The following is a 21,349-nucleotide window of genomic DNA, read 5'->3' as shown; positions in this document are numbered from 1 at the left end:
ACGGGGTCCTTCCTCAGGCTTCGGTGGTCTGGACGACGGCCAGCAGGGTGCCGAGTTCGACCTGCCGGCCGGGGGTGGCGAGGAGTTCGACGAGGATGCCGTCGGCGGGGGCGGTGACGCGGTGCTCCATCTTCATCGCCTCCAGCACGAGCAGCGGTTGCCCGGCGGTGACGGCGTCCCCGACGGCGGCGGTGGTGCGGAGCACGGTGCCGGGCATCGGGGCCAGCAGGGCGCCGGGGTCGGTCTGGGCGGTCGGGTCGGGGAAGCGCGGCAGGGCGGTGAGCGCGGTGCTGCCGGTCGGGGTGTCGACGTACACCTGCTGCGCCCCGTCGCCGTAGCGGGCGACGCGGTACGGGCGTCGGACCTCGCCCTCGCGCAGCACGACGCACTCGGCGGTGGCCTCGACGAGTTCCACGTCCGGGTGGTCCTCGGCCAGCAGGCCGGCCCGGGTGTGGCGGTAGCGGACCTCCGACTCCGTGCCGTCGGCGGCCCGGTAGCGCTTGACCTGCGACTGGGAGGGCAGGTTACGCCAGCCGGAGGGGAGGGCGCCGGCACGGGCGGCGGCGTCGGCGAGGGCGGCGGCCAGCGCGGCGCGGCCGACGCCCTTGGTGTCCGGGGCGGTGAGCTCGGCCGCGTGTTCGGTGAGGAAGCCGGTGTGCAGGCGTTCGGCGAGGAAGGCCGGATGCCGCAGCGCTCGGACCAGCAGCTCCCGGTTGGTGGACGGGCCGTGGATCCTCGCGCGGGCGAGCGCGTCGGCCAGCTTGCGGGCGGCGGCGGCGCGGGTCGGCGCCCAGACGATCACTTTGGCGAGCATCGCGTCGTAGTGCGGGGTGATCTCGCTGCCGGACTCGACGCCGGAGTCCAGGCGCAGGCCGGAGCCGGCGGCGATCCCGGTCCCGGTCCCGACTCCGGCTCCGGCTCCGGCTCCGGCTCCGGCTCCGGTGAACTCCTGGTGGTCGTGGGCGAGTTCGAGAAGGTGCAGGGTGCCGGTGGCGGGCTGCCAGTCCTTGGCCGGGTCCTCGGCGTACAGCCGGGCCTCGATCGCGTGGCCGGTGGTCGGCGGCGGGGTGGGCCCGGGGAGCTCCTCCCCCTCGGCGACGGCGAGTTGGAGCGCCACCAGGTCCAGCCCGGTGACCGCCTCGGTGACCGGGTGCTCGACCTGGAGGCGGGTGTTCATCTCCAGGAAGTAGCACCGGCCGTCCTCGGCGAGCAGGAACTCGGCCGTCCCGGCGCCGACGTAGCCGATCGCCCGGGCGGCGTTCACCGCCGCCCCGTGCAACTCGGCCCGGACGTCCGCCGGGAGACCGGGGGCCGGGGCCTCCTCGACCACCTTCTGGTGCCGCCGCTGGAGCGAGCAGTCGCGGTCGCCGACCGCCCAGACCGTGCCGTGCGCGTCGGCCAGCAGCTGGACCTCGACGTGCCGCCCGGTGGGCAGGTAGCGCTCGCAGAACACCTCGTCCGAGCCGAAGGCCTTGGCCGCCTCGGCCCGGGCCGCCGCCAACTCGGCGGGCAGGTCCGCCAGTCGACGGACCACCCGCATGCCGCGGCCGCCGCCGCCCGCCGCGGCCTTGACCAGCACCGGCAGGTCGGCCTCGGTCGGCTCGGCCAGAGCCCCCAGGACGGGCACCCCGGCCTCGGCCATCAGCCGCTTGGCGGCGGTCTTCGAGCCCATCGCGGCGATCGCGGCCGGCGGCGGGCCGACCCAGACCAGGCCCGCGTCCAGCACGGCCCGCGCGAACTCGGCGCTCTCGGACAGGAATCCGTACCCGGGGTGGACGGCGTCGGCCCCGGCGGCCAGCGCGGCGCGCACGATCAGCTCGCCGCGCAGGTAGGTGTCGGCGGGCGCGGCGCCGGGCAGCCGGACGGCGGCGTCGGCCTCCCGCACGTGCGGGGCGGCGGCGTCCGGGTCGGAGTGCACGGCGGTGGTCGCGATGCCGAGCTCCCGGCAGGTGCGGAACACCCGGCGCGCGATCTCGCCTCGATTGGCGACCAGCAAGTTGGTGATCGGAGTCTTGGAAGTCATCGTCGGTAGCCCTCTCACATCCGGAAGACGCCGTAGCCGCGCGCGCCCTCGACCGGCGCGTTGTGGATCGCGGACAGGCACAGGCCGAGCACCGTACGGGTGTCGCGCGGATCGATCACGCCGTCGTCGTAGAGCCGACCGGACAGGAACACCGGCAGCGACTCGGCCTCGATCTGCTGCTCGACCATCGACCGGATCGCCGCGTCCGCGTCCTCGTCGTACGGCTGCCCCTTGGCCGCGGCCGACTGCCGGGCGACGATCGACAGCACCCCGGCGAGCTGCTGCGGGCCCATCACCGCGGACTTGGCACTCGGCCAGGAGAACAGGAAACGCGGCTCGTAGGCCCGGCCGCACATGCCGTAGTGGCCGGCGCCGTAGGAGGCGCCCATCAGCACGGACAGGTGCGGGACCTTGGAGTTGGCGACGGCGTTGATCATCATCGCGCCGTGCTTGATGATGCCGCCCTGTTCGTAGTCCTTGCCGACCATGTAGCCGGTGGTGTTGTGCAGGAACAGCAGCGGCGTGTCGCGCTGGTTGGCCAACTGGATGAACTGGGCGGCCTTCTGCGACTCCGCGCTGAACAGCACGCCCTGGGCGTTGGCCAGGACGCCGACCGGGTAGCCGTGGAGGCGGGCCCAGCCGGTGGCCAGGCTGGTGCCGTAGAGCGGCTTGAACTCGTCGAAGTCGGAGCCGTCGACGATCCGGGCGATCACCTCGCGCGGGTCGAAGGGCACCTTGAGGTCGCCCGGGACGATGCCGAGCAGTTCCTCCTCGTCGTACTTCGGCGGCTCGGCCAGCGGGTCCGCGCCCGGGCCGGGCTTGCGGTGGTCGAGCCGGGCGACGATCCGGCGGGCGATCCGCAGCGCGTCCGCCTCGTCCACCGCGAAGTGGTCCGCCAGCCCGGAGGCGCGGGCGTGCATCTCGGCGCCGCCCAGCGACTCGTCGTCGGCCTCCTCGCCGGTGGCCATCTTCACCAGCGGCGGTCCGCCGAGGAACACCTTGGCGCGCTCCTTGACGAGCACGGTGTGATCGGACATGCCCGGCACGTAGGCGCCGCCGGCCGTCGAGTTGCCGAACACCACGGCCACGGTGGGGATTCCGGCGGCGGACAGCCGGGTGAGGTCGCGGAAGAGGGCGCCGCCGGGGATGAAGATCTCCTTCTGACTGGGCAGATCGGCGCCGCCGGACTCGACCAGGTTGACCAACGGCAGGCGGTTGTGCAGCGCGATCTCGTTGGCCCGCAGGGCTTTTCGCAGGGTCCACGGGTTGCTGGCGCCGCCACGCACCGTCGGGTCGTTGGCCGTGATCACGCATTCCACGCCCTCGATCACGCCGATGCCGGTGACCAGGGCCGCGCCCACCGGGTAGTCGCTCCCCCAGGCGGCCAACGGGGACAGCTCCAGGAACGGGGAGTCCGGGTCGACCAGCAACTCGATCCGCTCGCGGGCCAGCAGCTTGCCGCGCTTGCGGTGGCGCTCCACGTACTTGGAGCCGCCGCCGGCCAGCGCCTTGGCGTGCTCGGCGTCGAGCTCAGCGAGCTTGGCGACCATCGCGGCGCGGTGCTCGGCGTAGTCGGGCCCGGCCGGGTCGACGCGGGTGGTCAGGACGGTCACAGCGGCGCCTCCGGGCTGTCGAGGAGCGTGGTCGGGATGTCAACGAGCCCGGTCGGGCTGTCGAGGAGGGTGGTCGGGATGTCGAGGTGGCGGGAGCGCAGCCACTCCCCCAGGGCCTTGGCCTGCGGGTCGAAGCGGTGCTGGGCGGCGACGCCCTCGCCGAGCAGGCCGGTGACGGTGAAGTTGACCGCCCTGAGGTTCGGCAGCAGGTGCCGGCTGACGGTCAACCCGGCTGTTTCGGGGAGGAGTTCGCGCAGCCTGTCGACGGTGAGGGTGTGCGCGAGCCAGCGCCAGCCGTCCTCGCCGCGGGCCCAGACACCGAGGTTGGCGTCGCCGCCCTTGTCCCCGCTGCGGGCACCGGCCACCAGGCCGAGCGGGGCGCGGCGGGTCGGCCCGGTCGGGAGCTCTTCGGGCAACTCCGCGGCGGCTTCGGTCGGTTGGGAGGTCACCGGCGCGGGCGGGACGGCGATCCGGCGACCGTCCGACAGGACGGCGGTGTGCTCGACCGCCTTGGCATCGACGTACGCGGCGGTGAACACCCCGTACGGCGCGCCCGGGCCGGGCGGGGCGGTCAGATGGAAGCCCGGGTATCCGGCCAGGCCCAACTCGACGGCGGCTTTGCCGAGCTCGCGGCCGACCTTGGCCGGGTCGGGGTCGCGGGCGGTGAGCCGCAGCAGCGCGGAGGCGGTCTCCTCGGTGGCCGCGTCCGGGTGGTCGGTGCGGGCGAGGGTCCAGCGCAGTTCGGCCGGGCGGGCCTCGGGCGGCAGGGCGGCGGCGAACTGCCGTTGCACCAGGTCGGCCTTGGCCTCGATGTCCAGGCCGGTGAGTACGAAGACCACCTCGTTGCGATGGCCGCCGAGGCGGTTGAGCCCGACCTTCAGGGTGGGCGGCGGGGCCTCGCCGCGCACGCCGTCGATCCGCACCCGGTCCGGGCCCTCCTCGTTGAGCCGGATGGTGTCCAGTCGGGCAGTGACGTCCGGGCCGAGGTAGTGCGATCCGCCGGTCTCGTAAAGGAGTTGGGCGGTGACGGTGCCGACGGTGACGGCGCCGCCGGTGCCGGGGTGCTTGGTGATCACGCTGGAGCCGTCGGCGTGCAGTTCGGCCAGCGGGAAGCCGGGGCGGGTCACGTCGTGCTCGCGGAAGAAGGCGTAGTTGCCGCCGGTGGCCTGCGCTCCGCACTCCAGGACGTGCCCGGCCACCACCGCCCCGGCCAGGGCGTCGAGGTCGGCGGCCGTCCAGCCGAAGTGGGCGATCGCGGGCCCGGCCACCAGCGCGGCATCGGTGACCCGTCCGGTGACCACCACGTCCGCACCCTCGGCCAGGCAGGCGGCGATGCCGAAGCCGCCCAGGTAGGCGTTGGCGGCCAACAGGCCAGCGGGCAGGCCCAGTTCGGACCGGTGCGGCAGCAGGTCGTCACCCTCGACGTGGGCGACGGCCGCCCCGATGCCCAGGCGCTCCGCCAACTCCCGCAGCTCGTCGGCGAGTCGGGCCGGATTGAGACCGCCCGCGTTCACCACGATCTTCACGTCCCGCTCGCGCGCCAGGCCGAGGCACTCCTCCATCTGGCGCAGGAAGGTCCTCGCATACCCGAGCGACGGATCCTTCAGCCGGTCCCGGGCCAGGATCAGCATGGTCAGCTCAGCGAGGTAGTCTCCGGTGAGCACGTCCAGCGGCCCGCCCGTGAGCATCTCCCGCACCGCCGCGAAGCGGTCCCCGTAGAACCCCGAGGCATTGCCGATCCGCAGTACCGAGCGTGCGCGCGCCAATGCGCCTCCCCTGCCGGTGGGTTGACGACACCCCGCACAAGCGCCGCCGGGGCAGCAGCGTGGCACCGGCCGGAGAAAAAAGCAATCACGCCTGCTTGTTTTGCTGCAGTATCAGCCACAGCCCGAGCGAGGAAGATGTGTGTCCGTTCTCGGGCGATGTGGCGGAGTCTCAGATGATCTGGCAAGACATCTGGCGAGTTCTCACCCGATCTGGCGAGCCTGATCGTGAACCAGCACCACCGCACCGCCTTCACCGGTAGATGAGAAGCGAGCACAGGCCGGCTGAGGCGAGTAGGCGAAGCGTGGGCGGAGCGCCAGTTGGTTCCGGCGGCACACCGGAGCACATCAGAGAGTTCGAAGTGGGTTACGTCGATGAGCACGGCGTGGAGCGCAGAGAGCCGCTCGCCCGTGCCTGTGCCGTGCGGTTCGAGGATCGGCGCCCCGTGCGGGCGTTCCCTTCGTATCGCGGGCAGCGAAACTATCCGGGCCTGTACTGGTCGGCCACGGTCGGCGGCCATGTTGGCTTCGAGTCCTGGTTGGAGCGGGATCACGCCGTTGCACTGGACTTCGACCGGTCGGTGATCGGGTACGCGTCGCAACCTCTCTGGTTGTTCTGGGCGGACAAGGACGGGCGGCCCCGCGCACATGCCCCGGACTTCTTCGCACGGCTGGGCGACGGCCGAGCGGTATTGATCGACTCCCGCCCGGTTGACCGCCGATCCGCCGAGCGCGACGTGGAGGCATTCGGTGCTACCAAGAAGGCCTGTACGGCAGTGGGTTGGGAGTATCGGCTATGGGGAGAGGTCGATCAGGTCTGGTCTGCCAACGTTCGCTGGCTGGCCGGCTACCGGCATGCCCGGTGTCATGAGCAGTCCGTAGCGGCGCGGCTGCTGCGGCACTTCTCCCAACCTGGCAGTCTGCTCGATGGGGCCGTGGAGGCCGGCGAGCCTCTCGCCACACTTCCTGTTCTCTACCACCTGCTGTGGCGCCAGGAGTTGGTTGCGGACCTCTCAGTGCTTCTCGGCGACCGCACGGTAGTACAGGCCAGCATGGCTCTGGCAGGCAGCCGATGAGGGCATCGGCCGGGCCTTCCGTGCTGAGGGTAGGGGATCGTGTCGTCTTCGGCGGCCAGGAGCAGACGGTGGTGGCCCTCGCTGGAACCTCAGTGCGGCTGTTGTCCGCTTCCGGGGACCAGAGCGTGGTGCTGCTGTCCTACCTGCAGAGTGCGCCGGACTTCACCGTTGTTGGTTCGGGACCTTCGCCCAGGATCACAGCCTCCGGGCTGCTGGACAGTGTTCCGGCTGAGATAGCGGAGCGAGCCCGCTTCTGGGAACGGCACCTGGTGGAGCTGGAGACAGGTTTCCTGCCCGGCGCTCCCGCCGGCGCGCCGCCACGAGACGCGTACGACCCTGCGCGACTCAGCATCACCGAACGGGAGTTGGCCAAAGCCCGCGAGCTGACCGCTCTCGGCGTTCCGGCCGAACTGCGGACCGTCCAGCGGATGCGGCGCCGGTATCGAGAGCAAGGCGTGTGGGGGTTGGTCGATGGCCGCTTCACGCAGCGGCGCAAGGTCACAGGAAACGTCGATCCCCGGGTGGTCGCCGCTGTCACTGCGGCAGTGGAGCGGCAGACGTCCGCATCCACCGGAACGAAGGCGCGAATCCTGCGCCAGGTGACGGACCAGCTCTCAGCAGAGTACGGACCTGGCACAGTTCCCTTGCCTTCACGTGCCACGTTCTACCGGCTGCTAGAGGCACTGGCTGTGGGGCGCCACACCTTCGGGTCGGCAGCGACTCGTCGGCAGACCGCCAACCGTCCCGAAGGGGTCTTCACGCCAACGATGGCTGCCAGGCCTGGCGAACAGGTACAGATCGATACAACTCCGCTCGATGTCATGGCCGTTATGGACGATGGGGTAGTCGGTCGACCGGAGCTGACAATCGCGCTCGACGTCGCCACCCGGACGATCTGCGCGGCCGTGCTGCATCCCGCACAGGCCAAGGCCGTTGACGCGTCGCTGATGCTTGCCCGGATCGTGGTTCCAGAGCCGATGCGTCCGAACTGGTCGGATGCTCTGCGCATGTCGGCGTCGCGGCTCCCGTATGCCCGGTTGGTCGACATTGACACCCGTCTTGAGCAAGTGGCGGCCAAACCGGTGATCGTCCCGGAGACCATTGTCATCGACCACGGGCGGATCTTCGTCTCGGAGACCTTCGTTCGAGCTTGCCGGACGCTGGAGATCTCAGTACAGCCGGCGCGGCCCAGAACGCCCACGGACAAGGGCGTGGTCGAGCGCACTTTCTCATCGATCAACACACTGTTCTGCCAACACGTCGCCGGCTACACCGGAAGGGACGTGACCAGGCGTGGCGCAAATGTGGAGGAGACGGCAGTGTGGTCCGTCTCCGAACTCCAGGATCTGCTGGACGAGTGGATCGTGGCCGGCTGGCAAACACGGCCGCATGAGGGCCTGCGGCATCCCTACATCTCCGACCGGCCGCTCTCCCCCAACGAAGCGTATGCCGCTATGGTCGCCGCTTGCGGCTACGTTCCGCTGGCGCCCAACGGAGACGACTACATCGAGATGCTTCCTGGTGTCTGGCGGACCGTGAACGATTACGGCATCCGTATCGATCACCGCACCTATAACAGTGCAGATCTCACGCCGTACCGGCGCCAGCACTCTGGCGTAACCGCCAGGAACGGCCAGTGGGAAGTCCACTACGACCCTTACGACCTCAGCCGGGTTTGGGTCCGCGACCACCGCCGAGGCGGCTGGATCACAGCCCAGTGGACCCACCTTCCCATGGTCCAGCAGCCGTTCGCAGAGTTCACCTGGCGCTATGCGCGACGGATCGCGGCCGAACGCGGCATGGACGACAGCAACGAAATGGCCGTGGCTGTGCTGCTGGCCGGCGTGCTCCGACGCGCAGAAACGGGCCCCGGTCCCGAGCGTCGCGCGACCGCCCGCGCCCGGGCGGCCACCGCGATGCCTCGCCGATTCCCGCCCGCGCTCATGCCTACACAGCCACCACCACCGGATGAGCGCTCACCGGCGGACGGCGCCGAGATCGTGGATGCCGAGGTCATCGAAACTGACGACGTCGTGCCCTTTGGGGTCTTCGACCCGTTCGAGGAAGGTGGAGCGTGGTGAACACCGATGACGGTATCGACTTCCAACCGCTGGTCACCCGAGAGGGCTGGAGGGCCTTTGCCGACGCCCCGCGACCTGAGGCACCACCACTGCTACCTCCCGCCGCATGGGAGTGCTTGGACCCGCTTGAGCGTGACGCCTACAACCAAGCGCGGATGACCCACCATATGAAGCTCTTGGTCATCGCCACTCCAGCAATCCGGCACATCACCACCACCGGCCGGAAGTTGCTCGCCTACAACGCGCCCAAGACCACCGGCCGCAGAGGCCTCATCGTGTCCGGCCCAAGCGGCACCGGCAAGTCCACCGCGGTGCAGCAGCTCGGCAAGAAATACCACGCCGACGCCATGCGGCAGGCGAACCCTCACAGCGACCGAATTCCCGTCGTCTATATCGTCGTACCGTCCGGCGCGACATCCAAGACGCTATCCATCGAACTCGCGTCATTTCTCGGCCTCCCGATCCGTGCTCGTGCAAGCCAGCACGAGATCACCAATACGGTTTGTACCGTTCTGCGGAAGGTTCGGTGTGGACTGGTGATTGTGGACGAGATCCACAACCTTGACCTCTCAACGCGGGCCGGGGCCGAAGCCTCCGATCAGCTCAAGTACTTCTACGAGCAGATCCGCGCGACCTTCGTCTATGCGGGGATCGATGTCGCAGATCACGGCCTGTTTTCGGGATTGCGCGGCCGCCAGATCGCAGGGCGATTCCTGACCATCCACACATCGGTGTTCGGTCATTCCACCGTTGAGGAGCGGTCGGATTGGAAGAAGGTCGTGGCCACGATGGAGCAGTCCCTACGCCTCTACCGGCACATTCCGGGAAGTCTCATCCGGCTCGCCGCGTACCTCCATGAGCGATCCGCTGGTTCGATCGGCGCGCTGGACCAGCTGATCTACCAAGCTGCGAACGACGCCATCGCAGACGGCACAGAGCGAATTGCCAAGAAGCACTTGGACGCGATCTTGTTGGACACTGCGTCTCAGGGCGAGCCCTGGGCCCTGCCAACTCCGCGGGGCCGTTCACGAGAGCGGGCCGCGCGATGAGGACCTGGGAACAGCCGCTCCGCCAGCTCCCGCTCACGGTCCGGCCGTTTTACCGCGAGACTGTTGTCTCACTAGTATCCCGGCTGGCGGACACCAACGCGATGCGGTTTACCGATCTGTTCCGGCTGCTGGCACCCTGCACTCCCGGAAGACATGTCTTAAACAAAGACGCGATCCTCTCTCCTGTCTCCCTTTCTCGACTCGCCACACTAATCGACAGGGACACTAAAATCCTTCGCATGGTGCTACCCGGACAAGATCACACACCGCATTCCTGGCTAGATCCCACGCAGCCTGGATTGCGATGGTTCAGGACCAGTCCCCAGCCTCAGCCAGCATGCCGAGAATGCACACTACGCCACGGCTCCATCGAAACAATTTGGATCCGAGTCAACAACTGGCAACGAATCTGCCCCATTCACCGACGTTGGATCGATGGCACGCAGCGCGATCTGCATCGGCTACATGAGGTCACCGTTGCTCATAAACGTTACCGATCCCTGCTCGACGGCCCCCATCAACTTCGCGCATCCGAGGCCGTATTCCAAGCCGAAATAATCGTTCTGGAATGGGCCAAGGACCGCCAACACGCAGCATTGACAAGAAGATGGAACTCGCGGGCACAAGCGTTTCGATCCGGGGGACCAAGCAGCCCAGCAAGTATGAGGCTTATCGGATTCCCCGAAACCGTCGCACTTGCCGAAATCATCGCCGACCCTCATTGGCGTCGCCATATCGGTATGGCACTCGATCTCGACCTCGGCCGCTTCTATAGACACGTGGTTCACAAGGTCGGAACGACACTCATCGACGGCGAGCTCCCTTACGGTGACCCACTCACCCGCTGGGTCCATGGATTTCGGGAACGGCATCGAGGTCGGCGCAACACGTACTGGATCAATCGCGACCGCCTCGATCACGTCGACAACCCGTATCCAGACCGCCGCCACTTCGCCTGAGGATACCGGGGGTCGAGACTGGTGAGCTCGCATGTTGAGGTGTCGCGTGTTCCGGACGGATGCGGGCTGTCGTCACTCTTCGTCCGCCACGGATGCGAGCCCACCAGCGCTGAGGCCGTAGTAGAAGGGCGAGGGCCCTTCGATCCCCGCCCGTTCCAGGAACAGCCCCTCGTAGTGCTGCAGCAGCTCCATGTCGAAGTCGACCTCCGGGGCCGTCCCGTCCTCGTTAGGGCTACCGAGAAGAAGCTGTGTCCAGCGCTGCTCGACAGCCGACCACACGACAAGGTGAAAGGGCGCGAAGAACACCCACATAGCGTCGATCTCGTCTGGCAGCGTCGGGGCGGTCAAGGTGTTCGCGATCACCAGGTCGAGACATTCCACGTAGGGCCGGTCGAGAAAGTGGTACACGATGAACACCACCCGCGCCCTGTCGGGCGAGGACTTGTCTCGCAGCTGCTTCGTGGCCCTGGCGATCACCGGCTGGGCGGCCTCGATGACATCGTTTGCTGACATGAACGTCGCCCAATGAGCGTCTGGGTTCTCACCTCGCTTCAGTGCCCGCGAGACCGCAGCTTCGTGCTCGCGGAAGTCACCAGGTATCGACTTCACTTCGAAGTCGACGAACTCAACACCGTTGCGGCCAAGCAGCGACGACAGTGCGCCACTGTCCGAGTCCGCCACGCGGTAGACGAGATCCACGCCGCCATGGACGTCTACGGCGACCGGCACGATGCGGAGATAGGCGGTTGTCAGCATCGCCGCGAGGTGCTCGCCGGAGGCCAGCTTCAGCTTCTTCAAGTCGTCCGCCGGTACGTGCGCCGGCAGCGCCTCCGTCGCCCAGTCCATCACTTCGTAGGTGATGGCGATGATGTGGGTGCCGATGGCTCCGTCGAGCCTCTTGGCGCTGTCGTCGCTCATGGGGGCGAGTGTGGCAGCACCGTGACGCGGTCGCGACGGGTTTCGGGGCCAACTGGTAGGCCCACGTTGAGGCATCGCGTCTTCCTCCGGGGTGGCAGAAGCCCTGTCAGCGTGTGTGGTCTCCGGGCGCGTATCGGCTCCAGGTGCCGCTGGCTTCGGTGACCAGTCGGGTGGCGAGCTTGTCGTGGTAGCCGAGGGGCTTGGCGATGACGGGTGCGGGGCCTGGAGGACGAGGGGTCGGATGGCGGAGGTGCGGGCTCGTTGATTGGGGATGCCGCGGTTGGGGTCAGCGTGGACGAGAGCAGACCCGCGGTTGAGGTCGCCAACATTGCGAACCCGGTCGTACTCGCCGACTTCCTTGCTACGTTGCGAGCGGATCGTCAGCGTTGCTCGTGACTGGCCCCCTGGAACGGAGAGCTCTACTCAACGTCCCAGAATTCCATGAGCCGCTACGCCGTGGTTGTCGTCCTTCCAAGTCAAGCACGGCACAGACCTGCCTCAAGGTCAGCCCCTGCGCTCGCAGTTCACGGGCTCTGTTCAGTGTGGCCTGTTCTCCGAGGTCCATGACCAGGGCGCCAGCATCCGATCTCCAGCCGAACGGCGGTGCGCCGTAGGCATAGCCACCAGCCGCAGCTTTCTTCTGTCTCGCGACCTGAGACGGCAACTCCCACCGTTTGCCCAGTGCACGCGAGATGATCTCTGCGGCCTCGTCATCTGAGATCCGGTGCCGATCTCGCCAGAACTTGGCCTCAGCTCGACGAGACTGGAACTCGTCCGTCCAGTCACCAACTCCGGGGGCGAAGACACGTACGCCCGCTACGACGCCGCCCACTGCCACGAGGCCGTGGTCGTTGAGCCGACGATCAGCGAGAACGATCCCCTTCGCTCGCCCCACCACGTCAGCGTCTTCAACCCTAATGTCCAGACGGTGGATCGCCACCAACTCGTGGCTGAGCTTCCGCACCCACCTGCGGATTGACCGCTCCTGATCTAGCCCATGTCGACCGAACCCCTGCTGAAGACCTTCAGCAGGGGTAACAATCCCCACGACGCGCATGTGCCCCCGACCTTGCTGCAGTTATTACTGGTGGCGCGAGACTTGTGCTCCGCTTCACGATGGCAAGACCGAAGCCCCCGCGTCGAGTCCCGCCAAGAACTCGCGACGCAGGGGCCTATCGACAATCCCTGGAGGGACCGTCATGTCCAACCGTACGCAATCTCGCACCGGTCGGCCATCCGAGCACCACCCCGACTCATGCAAGTGCTATAGCGGAGGACGGAGCCAGCGGCGTGGACTGCTCCTGCACGTCAACTCACCCTCGTTCTCTGCGTGCACGGCAACCCTCGGAGCAAGCTCCGTCGGAGCCGTCCTCATTGACGGAATCGTGCCCCCGAGTTCGCCGCTGGTGTGGCCGTTGGTGGTCCTGGCGCTCGGGAGCATGGCTTACGACCTTGGCGCACGAGCGTTGAGGCGACGGAACACCTGAGTGGCCACCCGCAGCTCAACCCGGCTATGCCTTGGGCCTGCCAGAGTCTTCCGCGTCGCTGACATGATCCATCGCAGTGCCAGACTTGCGGTACTCACGTGGCAGTCCCAAGGTGGCCAGGCCCATGCTCTGTGCCCGTAGCCGCATACCGAAGTCGTCGGTCAGTACCCGGGCTCCAGCCTGTGGCTGGAGCTGATCGATTGCCACCGCGCACCGAAGGATCTCGACATCGGCCTCACCACGGCGGTGCCCCGGTGGGTCCAGTCGAATCTCAAGAGTCACGCCCTTGCGCAGCGTTACCGCCTCGCCTGGGTTGGCACCGACGAGCTTCCGCTCAAGGTAGCGGATGGCGGTCGCCGCCTTCTTGGCAAGGTCCCCCGCGCCATACTTCTGCTTGTCCAACTCGTCGATCACCACCAGCGGCACCACCAGACGGGCCAACTTGCCCTCAAGGCCCTGATCTATGAGCAGACTTCGCCAGTCGATGTTCTCCGGCTGCTGCCAATGGTTGAGCATGTTGGTGTCATAGACGATCGGAACACCCGGGCGATGCGCGTAGGCACGAAGCTCCCGCAGGTCCGCCTGCGCCTGCTCCAGAACGTTGAGTTGCGCATCCATCTCGCGATAGACCGCCGCAACCACGCCGGGGCCGATGCCACCAGTACCGAAGATCTGCCAGTAGGCCGGCGACTGCAGACTGCCAGCCAGGTCGGGCTCGGCAAAGGCCTGCGCCAAGGTGGGCACGAGATTGTTGACCGTCCGCAGGTAGGTCTCGACGGCGCTTCCGCCGGGCGAGCCGGCCGAGCGGGCATTCGACCACTGGTTGACTGCGTCGGAGAGGTAGCGCTCGGCAGTTTCCAGCGCGATGAGAGGCTTGAGGCGCATAGCGGCGATCCTGGCACAACTGCCGATACGACACTCCTACATGGTTGGCATCACAGTCTTGACCAACTTCTCGCCAGTTGGGCTGAGACACCATGAGGAGCAAACGTCTCAGAGCGAGTGGCGACTCCCAGACCAGAAGCCGGCCGCTCGCCAGTTCTCTTGGGAACGGACAATGTGGCTGGTGTCCGTTCGCTCGTGACGTGGCAGACGCCCCGCTGACCTGTCGAGCGCCGTGGCAGGTTCTCACCCGATCTGACGAGGTTCTGCCCGATTCCCTGCGCCGGTCAGAGCCCTGCCAGTACGGATGACGTGCCTCGGACCCTGCCGGTTCGCCGGCTCCCGCTGACCGTCCGGCCGGTGCCTGATGAGACGGTCGTCTCGTTCAGGCCCATGCCCGCTACCGATCGCTCCTCGACGGCCCGCGCCACCTGCGCGCGCCGAGTGCCCTCCGGTCAGCCGAGCACATCGTCCTCAACTGGTCCTGGGACCGAATGCACCCTGAACTGGACCAGCGCTCATGAGAAGCGCGGAATCGTGACCGCAGACGACCAGACGACCGGACGTCAGAGCCCCCGTGCTTCGCCATCGGTGGACCCGATGCTGATGGGGCTCTTCGAATTTCCCCACCCGCCGCTCAGGTGCTGGCCAGACATGCTCACTTGGATTTCCCATGCTGGAACAGGCGGTGGGTACACCGATGGCGAGAGCGGAGGTCGCCGCTGAGCGGGTTGGGAAGGAGAGCAGCTACCTATGGCTTACCTGACAAATGATCATCTGGCGGGTTCGTGGGACCAGGAGCACGGCCACGGGCGCGACGCAGAACGGCCGGCTCGCTGGATACGGAGAGCGAGCCGGCCTGCGGTTGCCCGGCTATCGATGTACTCGTCTCTGATCGTGCGGGGTCGTGAGTTCGAGCTCTGACCAGGTAGACGGTCCGCTTGGTGACGCCCCGAGGCCGCCTCGCGGGTTTGAGCCCGGTGCCGCGACTGACGAACCTGGCGAAGAGTCGTGTCCTACCGGCTCGAGGCGCGGCCAACCGCCCCCGCTACGTCCTACTTCTCCTCCGGCTCCCAGGCGCGGAGCAGGTCGAGCAGCCCTGCGTCTCCGTCAACGTGCAAGGAGCCGGCCGGGATACGGTCGTACAAGTAGAGGACCAACTCACTGGCCGTGCCATGGACGGAGGCGCCGGCCGCGTCCGAGTCCTCGCCGGTCGCGGCAATGGGTGCGGGGATGCGGGTGACGCGTGCACCGTCGCCGTCGACCGTGAGGCGCCAGGAGCGGCCCTCGGAGGCGTGGAAGTCGAAGGCCGTGGGCTTGTGCGGCCAGGCACTCGGCGTTGCGCAGACGGTGAACAGGAACTCCTCCACACCGTCGAGTGTCACCTCGACCGGCAGCGGCTGCGGGGCGCCCCCGGCGAGTTGGGCGTCGTACGTGTGCACCGCGCTCTCCTGGACCCGGTGCCGGGCGACACCGCCGGAGGTTTGCGGTGACTGCGACGCAGGCCACCACGTCCAGCAACCGCTCTCCGGTCCTGCCTCGCGCAGGGCGCTCAGCAGAAGCTGCGTCGACGCGGCCAGCCAAGCCAGCAGGGCCTCACGCTCCTGCGGCACTTCCAGAGCGGCGCGCGCAGCGGTGGCCTCGGCCGGGGGAGCGTCGGCAGGCCCCGCGCCGACGATGGCGGCCCAGAAACGGTCTCCCCCACCCAGGTGCTTCACCAGATCGAACAGCGTCCACCCGGGGCAGGTCGGCACCTGTGCGTCGAGACTGGGCGCGGCGGCGACCGCGGCGCGGAAGGCGGTCGACCGTTCATCGATCAGTCGCAGCAGGTCGGGGAACTCAAGATTCTTTTCCACGCCGGATGTCTATCACCGTGCTCCAGGCGACCGCACGCGGATTTTCACAGCCGACGCGGCGGGCGCGCGGCACGGCCCGCGCACCCTCGGGTGGCGCGGTGCCCTGTTCTCATGCGCAGCATCGGTCGAAGTCGCCCGATCGGGGATTCCCGTTCGACCAACACCCCTCAACATCGGAACGACAACAGCCACTGATATCTGAGTGGCTGTTGTCTTTCCGGGCTTGAGGGCTGCGTTTCCGCTGGTCAGGAATAGGGTCGGTGGTCTCGGGGAGTGGTGAGGTGTCGAGTCGTCGCTCTGGTGGAGGTCGGGATGCCGTCGGTCGTGGGGCTGCTGGAAGATCGTGAGCTGACCGCTCGTCGTCGTGTGGCCGCGCTGCGGGAGGAGGCGGACCGTATCCAGGCCGAGCTGGTCGCGGCCGAGCGGGAGTGGAACGAGTGGGTCATCGCCCGTTCACGCGTCGGTGAGGTGCTGTCCCCGGGCGAAGGAGACGCCGCCGAGGAGTCGTCGGATCGCGGTGAACCGCCGACACCGCCTGCGTCTTCGGAGGCGGCGAGCCGAAGTCGGTGGTGCCGATGTGGCGTGCGGGGCTGGCCTGGTCGGCACTGTCGGCGGACTATCAGCGCATCGTGCAGGTTCTCGCGGACCGGAACCGTCTGGGTCAAGGCCCGCTGACCTGCCAGGAGATGGCCGCCGGCTTCGGTCTGGACCCGGTGCCCGCGAAGATCGAGGCGTTGCGGTCGAAGGCGAAGCGGCTGACAGCGCGCGGATGGCTGGCCGAGCCTGCGCCGGGCCGGTTCACGCTCGCGAAGGCCGTGGCCGGGCCAGGCGGCGGGTCATGAGCTGCGTCATCGACCAGTGGACCATCGCCTCCGCGCTGCCGGTGGATCGCTCGAAGTCCCGCACGAGGCGGCGGCTTCGCATCAGGTGAGCGAAGAACCGCTCCACGATCCACCGCTTGGGCAGCACGACGAAGCCGCGCATGTCGTCACTGCGCTTGACGATCGCCAGGACCAGCGCGAGGACGGCCAGGCAGTACTCGACGAGGCTGCCGGTGTAGCCGCCGTCGGCCCAGACCAGCGCCAGCCGGTGGTGCGCGGCGGCGACCTGAGTGAGCAGGACCTGGGCTGCGGCGCGGTCTCCGGTGTCGGCGGAGGTGACCATCACGGCCAGCAGCAGGAGGCCGAGGGTGTCGACCACGGCGTGCCGCTTGCGGCCGTTGATCAGCTTGCCGCCGTCGAAGCCGCGGCTGTCATGGCCGACGACGGCGTCCGCCTTGACCGACTGGGAGTCGATCACGCCCGCGCTCGGCTCCGGATCCCGCCCGGCCTGCTCGCGGACCCTGCGGCGGAGCCGGTCGTGGAACTCGCGGACCAGGCCGTGGTCGCGCCAGCGGCGGAAGAAGGCGTAGACCCGGTCCCACGGCGGGAAGTCGGCCGGCATCGCCCGCCACTTCGTGCCGTTGTCGACCAGGTAGCGGATCGCGTCCAGCATTGCGCGGTGGCAGTACGCCTCCGGCTGCCCGCCCCGGCCCCGAAGCCAGCCCGGCACCGGCAACAGCGGCCGCACCACCGCCCACTCCGCCTCGGACATGTCCGTCGGTAGCGGCGCGCACGGACCCCGTGGTCGGCGGCGTTCCCGAACCGGTGTGCCAGGCAGTCACACACGAGAGTGACCGAAGTGGACCCCGCTTCCGCGATGCCGTAGAACTGCGACAACAGGGCCTCCTGGATCGCTCTTTGGCGTAGACACCCTTCGAGCTACCAAGAGGCCCTGCTTTCATGCGCGGCGGTCACCGCACTCACCCGATCGAGACTCCCGTTCGACCAGCACCCCTCAAGATCGGAACGACAACAGCCACTAACAAACCACCGGTAACCGCGATGTCCTGACCGCGCCGCATTGGCCCGGGGGTGTACGCCCCCGGGCCAATGCATGCGCCCTGGATCGATCCGGCGGGCCGATGTGGCGGGAGTGGCGTCCGGGACATCGTTGTCCCCATGGTTCTCCGCACACTGATCTCGCGTCACCGGCCGTCGGGGCGGCTCGGCACCGGACTGGCCGCGCTCTGCCTGGCCTCCGTCGCCGCCACCCTGCTTCCGGGGCAGGCCGTCGCCGCCGGCCAGGACGGCCAACTCGGCGGCCGGGAAGGCTATTCGGCGCAGATCCGGCGCACCGAGTACGGCATCCCACACATCCTCGCGCACGACTTCCGCGGCCTCGGCTACGGCTACGGCTACGCCTTCGCACAGGACGACCTGTGCGAACTCGCTGACCAGGTACTGACGGTACGCGGCGAGCGCGCCCGCTACCTCGGCGCGGACGCGAAGGCGTCGAGCGGGTCCGACAACCTGACGAGCGACGTGTACCACGAGGGCCTTCGGCGCGCCGGTACCGTCCAGCGGCTGATGGCCGAGCCCGCGCCGCTCGGCCCGACCGACGACGTCAAGCGGCTGGTCGAGGGCTACGCGGCCGGGTACAACCGCTACCTGCACGACACCGGGGTGACCAACCTGCCGGACGAGGGCTGCCGGGGCCAGGACTGGGTGCGGCCGATCACCGCCGAGGACGTCTGGGGGCTGGTCTACGAGGTCAACACGTCGGCCGGCCTCGCCGGTGCCCAGGGCGCCATCGCGGCCGCCACCCCGCCGACTCCGGGCACGCCGTCCGCTCCCGCCCCTTCCGCCCCAGCCCCGTCCACCGCCGCCCGTTCCGCTGCCCCTGCCCCTGCCCCTGCCCCGGCGCCCGCGTCTCCGACGGAGGCTCCCGGCCGCGACCCGGAACTCGGCAGCAACGCCTGGGCGCTCGGCCGCGACGTCACCCGCGACCACGACGCGATGCTGCTCGCCAACCCGCACCTGCCGTGGACCGGCTCCGACCGCTTCTACCAGGCGCAACTGACCATCCCCGGCGTCCTGGACGTCTCCGGCGCCGGTCTCTACGGCACCCCGCTGCTCCAGATCGGCCACACCCGGAGCCTGGCGTTCACCGCGACGTCGAGCTTCGCCCAGCACGCGGCGCAGTTCCGTCTGACGCTGGCGCCCGGCGACCCGACCAGCTACCTGGTCGACGGCAAGGCCGAGCCGATGGGCCGCCAGGAGGTCCCGGTCACCGTCCGAGGCGCGGACGGAACGCTCTCCACTGTCACCCGCACCCTGTACACCTCCCGCTACGGCCCGGTGCTGGGCGGCAGTTGGAGCACCGACCACGCCTACGCCCTGCGCGACGCCAACGCCGGAAACCTGCGCTCGATGAACGAGTGGCTCGCGATGGACCTCGCGCAGAGCCTCGCCGAGTTGAAGCAGGCGCAGGACACCTACCAGGGCGACCCGTGGAACTACACGACCGCCACGGACTCCACCGGTGAGACGTACTTCACCGACGCCTCCGCCGTCCCGCACCTCACCGACGCGCAGGTCAAGCACGCACCTGGCCAACCCCGACGCCCCGCTCACCGGCTATCCGGCGGTCTACGGCACCTTCCCCTGGATCGGGACGCGCGCCCAGTTGGGCCTGCGGATGATCGCCGACCGGCGCGACGGCAGTGACGGCCTCGGCGCCCCGGGCTTCACCCTGTCCACCCTGCAGGCCACCATGGTCGGCGACCGCGTCTACAGCGCCGAGCTGGGCCGGGACGACGTGGTCGCGATGTGCCGGGCCAACCCGGTGCTGAACGACAAGGACGGCCACCCGGTCGACGTCAGCGCGGCCTGTGACGTCCTCTCCGCCTGGAACACCCGGGCCGATGCCGACGGCCACGGCGCCGTCCTGTGGGGCGAGTTCGTCAACGACCTGTACCGGTACCGGACCGACGCATGGGAGCGAGTGCCGTACGACCAGGCGAAGCCGCTGACCACCCCGGCCGGCATCCGGGGCGACAGCACCACCGCCCGGACGGCCCTGGCCACCGCGGTGGCACAACTCACCACGGACGGGACCGCGTTGAACGCGACCACCGGCGACGTCCAGCGCTGGGCGGGCATCCCGCTGCACGGCTGCGACTCCGGCGAGGGCTGCTTCGACGTCGTCCGGGCGGGCGCCGACTCCGGCAGCACGGGCGCGGTGCACGCGGACGGGACCGCTCCCGCCTACGGCTCCAGCTTCGTCATGGCCACCGAGCTGACGCCGCAGGGTCCGCGCACCCGGACGGTGCTCGCCTACGGCGAGTCCGTGAACCCCGCCTCGCCGCACTACACCGACCAGACCGAGCTGTTCTCCCGCAAGCAGTGGGTGACGGAACGGTTCACCGAGGCCGAGATCAAGGCCTCCCCGCAGCTGGAGGTCACCCGCCTGCGCGGCTGACCCGGACCGGACAAGCTCTGGGCCGGGCCCTACTGCGGGCCCGGCCCCGCGCCGACGCTGACCAGTCCGCTCTCGTACGCGGTCACCACCGCCTGCGCCCGGTCCCGCAGCCCCAACTTGCCGAGGAGCCGCGCCACATGCGTCTTCACCGTCGTCTCGGACAGCTAGAGCCGGGCGGCGAGTTCGGAGGCGGCACGAGCGGGCGCGACAGACTGGGACAACAGGGCCTCTCTGTTGCTCGGTAGGACTTCGACAATCCCCGAACTGTGCAGGAGGCCTGCCGCTATGCGCCCACTGGACCGTGATCACCCGATCGAGGCTTCCGTTCGATCGGCAAGCGCCGTGATCGGTACGACAAAGTTCGACTGCCGAGCGCACCTCTCTTGGGACGATGACTTATCAGGCCAGGAACCTGGCCACCCGGTCGCCCCAGGCGCGCACACCCGCCGAGTCGCTCGACACGTGCAACTCAGCGCCGGGGAGTAGGTCAGCGAGCTGTTCAGCGGTGGACCTCGGGTGGCCGGGGTCGTCCGCGAGGGCCAGGATCAGGGTGGGCTGGGTGAGTTCGCCGAGCTTCTCGCGGGGCGGCAGGTCCGAGGCGGCCAGCCCCTGGAAGAGCGCAGGCAGCAGCTCCGGCTGCACACCAAGCTTCCGCGGCGGGTAGGGCAGGCCGGACAGCGAGGGCGGAATCGGAGCGGCCGGCGGCGGCCGCCGCGGTGAACGCGCCGACGCCGTGCTCCGCCACCAGCCCGGCAGCCATGCGGTAGTTGTCGGCCTGCGCGGCCCGCGTCTCCCATGCGGTGGGCGGGATGACCAGCACGAACCGGTCGAACTGCGCCGGGGCGTTGACCGCTGCGTGCAGCACCGTGGCACAGCCCAGCGAGGCCCCCATCCCGGTCACCGGTCGCGTCCCGCCCAAGTGGTCGAGGAGTTCGACGAGGTCGGCGGCGAAGCGTTCGAAGCGGTAGTCCTCGGGATCCGGGCGGCCGGTGGATGCGCCGTGTGCCCGTGCGTCGTATCGGACGAGCCACCGCTCAGGCAGGCTCGCGACGGCCTCCCAGTTGAGCATGCCCAGCTCGTCCTCGGCCTTGCGGCTGAGGAGCGCGCCGTGGGCGTAGACGGCAAGGGGGCCTTCGCCCTGGTCGTCGTAGTCGATGCGGATGCCATCGTGAAGGGTGAAGTGCGTGATCACGGCAACCGGACATCGAGCACATTCATTCCGGGCGTCAGTGTCGCAGGGGGCGACGGCAGGCTCGCTGAGGGTGCGCCAGGTGTCTGCAGCCCGACCGCCAACGCTCCGGCGCCGGATACCGTCTGGACGGTCCGGACAATCGACCGGG

14 protein-coding genes and 2 pseudogenes are annotated in these 21,349 nt (G+C 68.9%); 7 read left to right on the top strand and 9 right to left on the bottom strand.

Annotated elements, in window-relative coordinates:
* Positions 1-13: 13 nt before the first annotated feature.
* Genes ACZ3UD_RS20855 through ACZ3UD_RS20845 form a run of 3 tightly spaced genes read right to left on the bottom strand, consistent with a single transcriptional unit; the run spans position 14 to position 5,402 of the window.
* A complete protein-coding gene (locus ACZ3UD_RS20855; protein ID WP_465589485.1) occupies positions 14-2,023 on the bottom strand; it encodes an acetyl/propionyl/methylcrotonyl-CoA carboxylase subunit alpha in 2,010 nt (669 codons plus the stop codon).
* Positions 2,024-2,037: 14 nt separating this feature from the next.
* The gene (locus tag ACZ3UD_RS20850) at positions 2,038-3,636 is read right to left on the bottom strand and encodes an acyl-CoA carboxylase subunit beta (RefSeq protein WP_465589482.1); all 1,599 of its coding nucleotides are present in this window, start codon (positions 3,634-3,636) and stop codon (positions 2,038-2,040) included.
* Positions 3,633-5,402: an acyclic terpene utilization AtuA family protein gene (locus tag ACZ3UD_RS20845; protein WP_465589479.1), complete on the bottom strand. Its 1,770-nt coding sequence runs from the start codon at positions 5,400-5,402 to the stop codon at positions 3,633-3,635. The genes ACZ3UD_RS20850 and ACZ3UD_RS20845 overlap by 4 nt, the downstream gene beginning before the upstream one ends.
* A 359-nt stretch (positions 5,403-5,761) precedes the next feature.
* Between ACZ3UD_RS20845 and ACZ3UD_RS20840 the strand changes: the two genes are divergently transcribed.
* The 4 genes from ACZ3UD_RS20840 (at position 5,762) to ACZ3UD_RS20825 (ending at position 10,564) form a co-directional block, all read left to right on the top strand.
* A complete protein-coding gene (locus ACZ3UD_RS20840; protein ID WP_465589476.1) occupies positions 5,762-6,475 on the top strand; it encodes a TnsA-like heteromeric transposase endonuclease subunit in 714 nt (237 codons plus the stop codon).
* 125 nt (positions 6,476-6,600) lie between these two features.
* Positions 6,601-8,556: a transposase gene (locus tag ACZ3UD_RS20835; protein ID WP_465589473.1), complete on the top strand. Its 1,956-nt coding sequence runs from the start codon at positions 6,601-6,603 to the stop codon at positions 8,554-8,556.
* The gene (locus ACZ3UD_RS20830) at positions 8,553-9,605 is read left to right on the top strand and encodes a TniB family NTP-binding protein (RefSeq protein WP_465589470.1); all 1,053 of its coding nucleotides are present in this window, start codon (positions 8,553-8,555) and stop codon (positions 9,603-9,605) included. Before ACZ3UD_RS20835 ends, ACZ3UD_RS20830 begins: the two co-directional genes overlap by 4 nt.
* Before the next feature lie 662 nt (positions 9,606-10,267).
* Positions 10,268-10,564: a hypothetical protein gene (locus ACZ3UD_RS20825; protein WP_465589467.1), complete on the top strand. Its 297-nt coding sequence runs from the start codon at positions 10,268-10,270 to the stop codon at positions 10,562-10,564.
* A 72-nt stretch (positions 10,565-10,636) separates the two neighbouring features.
* On the opposite strand, the gene ACZ3UD_RS20820 is transcribed toward ACZ3UD_RS20825, so the two are convergent.
* The 3 genes from ACZ3UD_RS20820 to ACZ3UD_RS20810 form a co-directional block, all read right to left on the bottom strand.
* Positions 10,637-11,482, bottom strand: a complete 846-nt coding sequence (locus ACZ3UD_RS20820; protein WP_465589464.1) for a hypothetical protein — start codon at positions 11,480-11,482, stop codon at positions 10,637-10,639.
* A gap of 1,511 nt (positions 11,483-12,993) precedes the next feature.
* Entirely contained in the window at positions 12,994-13,854 is an 861-nt protein-coding gene (locus ACZ3UD_RS20815; RefSeq protein ID WP_465589461.1) for a PIN domain-containing protein, read from the bottom strand.
* Positions 13,855-14,906: 1,052 nt separating this feature from the next.
* Positions 14,907-15,707 carry a maleylpyruvate isomerase family mycothiol-dependent enzyme gene (locus ACZ3UD_RS20810; protein ID WP_465589458.1) on the bottom strand — a complete coding sequence of 267 codons (801 nt, stop codon included), beginning with the start codon at positions 15,705-15,707 and terminating at the stop codon, positions 14,907-14,909.
* A 312-nt stretch (positions 15,708-16,019) separates the two neighbouring features.
* On the opposite strand from ACZ3UD_RS20810, the pseudogene ACZ3UD_RS20805 reads away from it, so the two are divergent.
* A pseudogene (locus ACZ3UD_RS20805) lies at positions 16,020-16,549 on the top strand (hypothetical protein).
* Here the strand turns inward: ACZ3UD_RS20805 and ACZ3UD_RS20800 are convergent.
* Positions 16,506-17,300: an IS5 family transposase gene (locus tag ACZ3UD_RS20800; protein WP_465589456.1), complete on the bottom strand. Its 795-nt coding sequence runs from the start codon at positions 17,298-17,300 to the stop codon at positions 16,506-16,508. The pseudogene ACZ3UD_RS20805 and the gene ACZ3UD_RS20800 sit on opposite strands and share 44 nt — an antisense overlap.
* A 407-nt stretch (positions 17,301-17,707) precedes the next feature.
* Here ACZ3UD_RS20800 and ACZ3UD_RS20795 point away from each other — a divergent pair, with 407 nt between their 5' ends.
* Positions 17,708-19,255 carry a penicillin acylase family protein gene (locus tag ACZ3UD_RS20795; protein WP_465589454.1) on the top strand — a complete coding sequence of 516 codons (1,548 nt, stop codon included), beginning with the start codon at positions 17,708-17,710 and terminating at the stop codon, positions 19,253-19,255.
* Entirely contained in the window at positions 19,215-20,009 is a 795-nt protein-coding gene (locus tag ACZ3UD_RS20790; RefSeq protein ID WP_465589451.1) for a penicillin acylase family protein, read from the top strand. The genes ACZ3UD_RS20795 and ACZ3UD_RS20790 overlap by 41 nt, the downstream gene beginning before the upstream one ends.
* Before the next feature lie 29 nt (positions 20,010-20,038).
* Here the strand turns inward: ACZ3UD_RS20790 and ACZ3UD_RS20785 are convergent.
* Together ACZ3UD_RS20785 and ACZ3UD_RS20780 are read right to left on the bottom strand one after the other, a co-directional pair.
* Positions 20,039-20,197, bottom strand: a pseudogene (locus ACZ3UD_RS20785) (response regulator transcription factor); the annotation flags it as partial.
* 311 nt (positions 20,198-20,508) lie between these two features.
* The gene (locus ACZ3UD_RS20780; RefSeq protein ID WP_465589448.1) at positions 20,509-21,201 is read right to left on the bottom strand and encodes an alpha/beta fold hydrolase; all 693 of its coding nucleotides are present in this window, start codon (positions 21,199-21,201) and stop codon (positions 20,509-20,511) included.
* Positions 21,202-21,349: the final 148 nt, after the last annotated feature.

It is taken from the genome of Kitasatospora sp. NPDC023118 (assembly GCF_055560875.1).
The sequence above is the reverse complement of the archived record's forward strand: the minus strand, read 5'-3'. Positions and strand labels throughout refer to the sequence as shown.

Coding starts and splice junctions, on each gene's coding strand:
- ACZ3UD_RS20815 (WP_465589461.1), bottom strand. CDS start 13,854: ATGCGCCTCAAGCCTCTCATCGCGCTGGAAACTGCCGAGCGCTACCTC.
- ACZ3UD_RS20820 (WP_465589464.1), bottom strand. CDS start 11,482: ATGAGCGACGACAGCGCCAAGAGGCTCGACGGAGCCATCGGCACCCAC.
- ACZ3UD_RS20795 (WP_465589454.1), top strand. CDS start 17,708: ATGGTTCTCCGCACACTGATCTCGCGTCACCGGCCGTCGGGGCGGCTC.
- ACZ3UD_RS20800 (WP_465589456.1), bottom strand. CDS start 17,300: ATGTCCGAGGCGGAGTGGGCGGTGGTGCGGCCGCTGTTGCCGGTGCCG.
- ACZ3UD_RS20855 (WP_465589485.1), bottom strand. CDS start 2,023: ATGACTTCCAAGACTCCGATCACCAACTTGCTGGTCGCCAATCGAGGC.
- ACZ3UD_RS20825 (WP_465589467.1), top strand. CDS start 10,268: ATGAGGCTTATCGGATTCCCCGAAACCGTCGCACTTGCCGAAATCATC.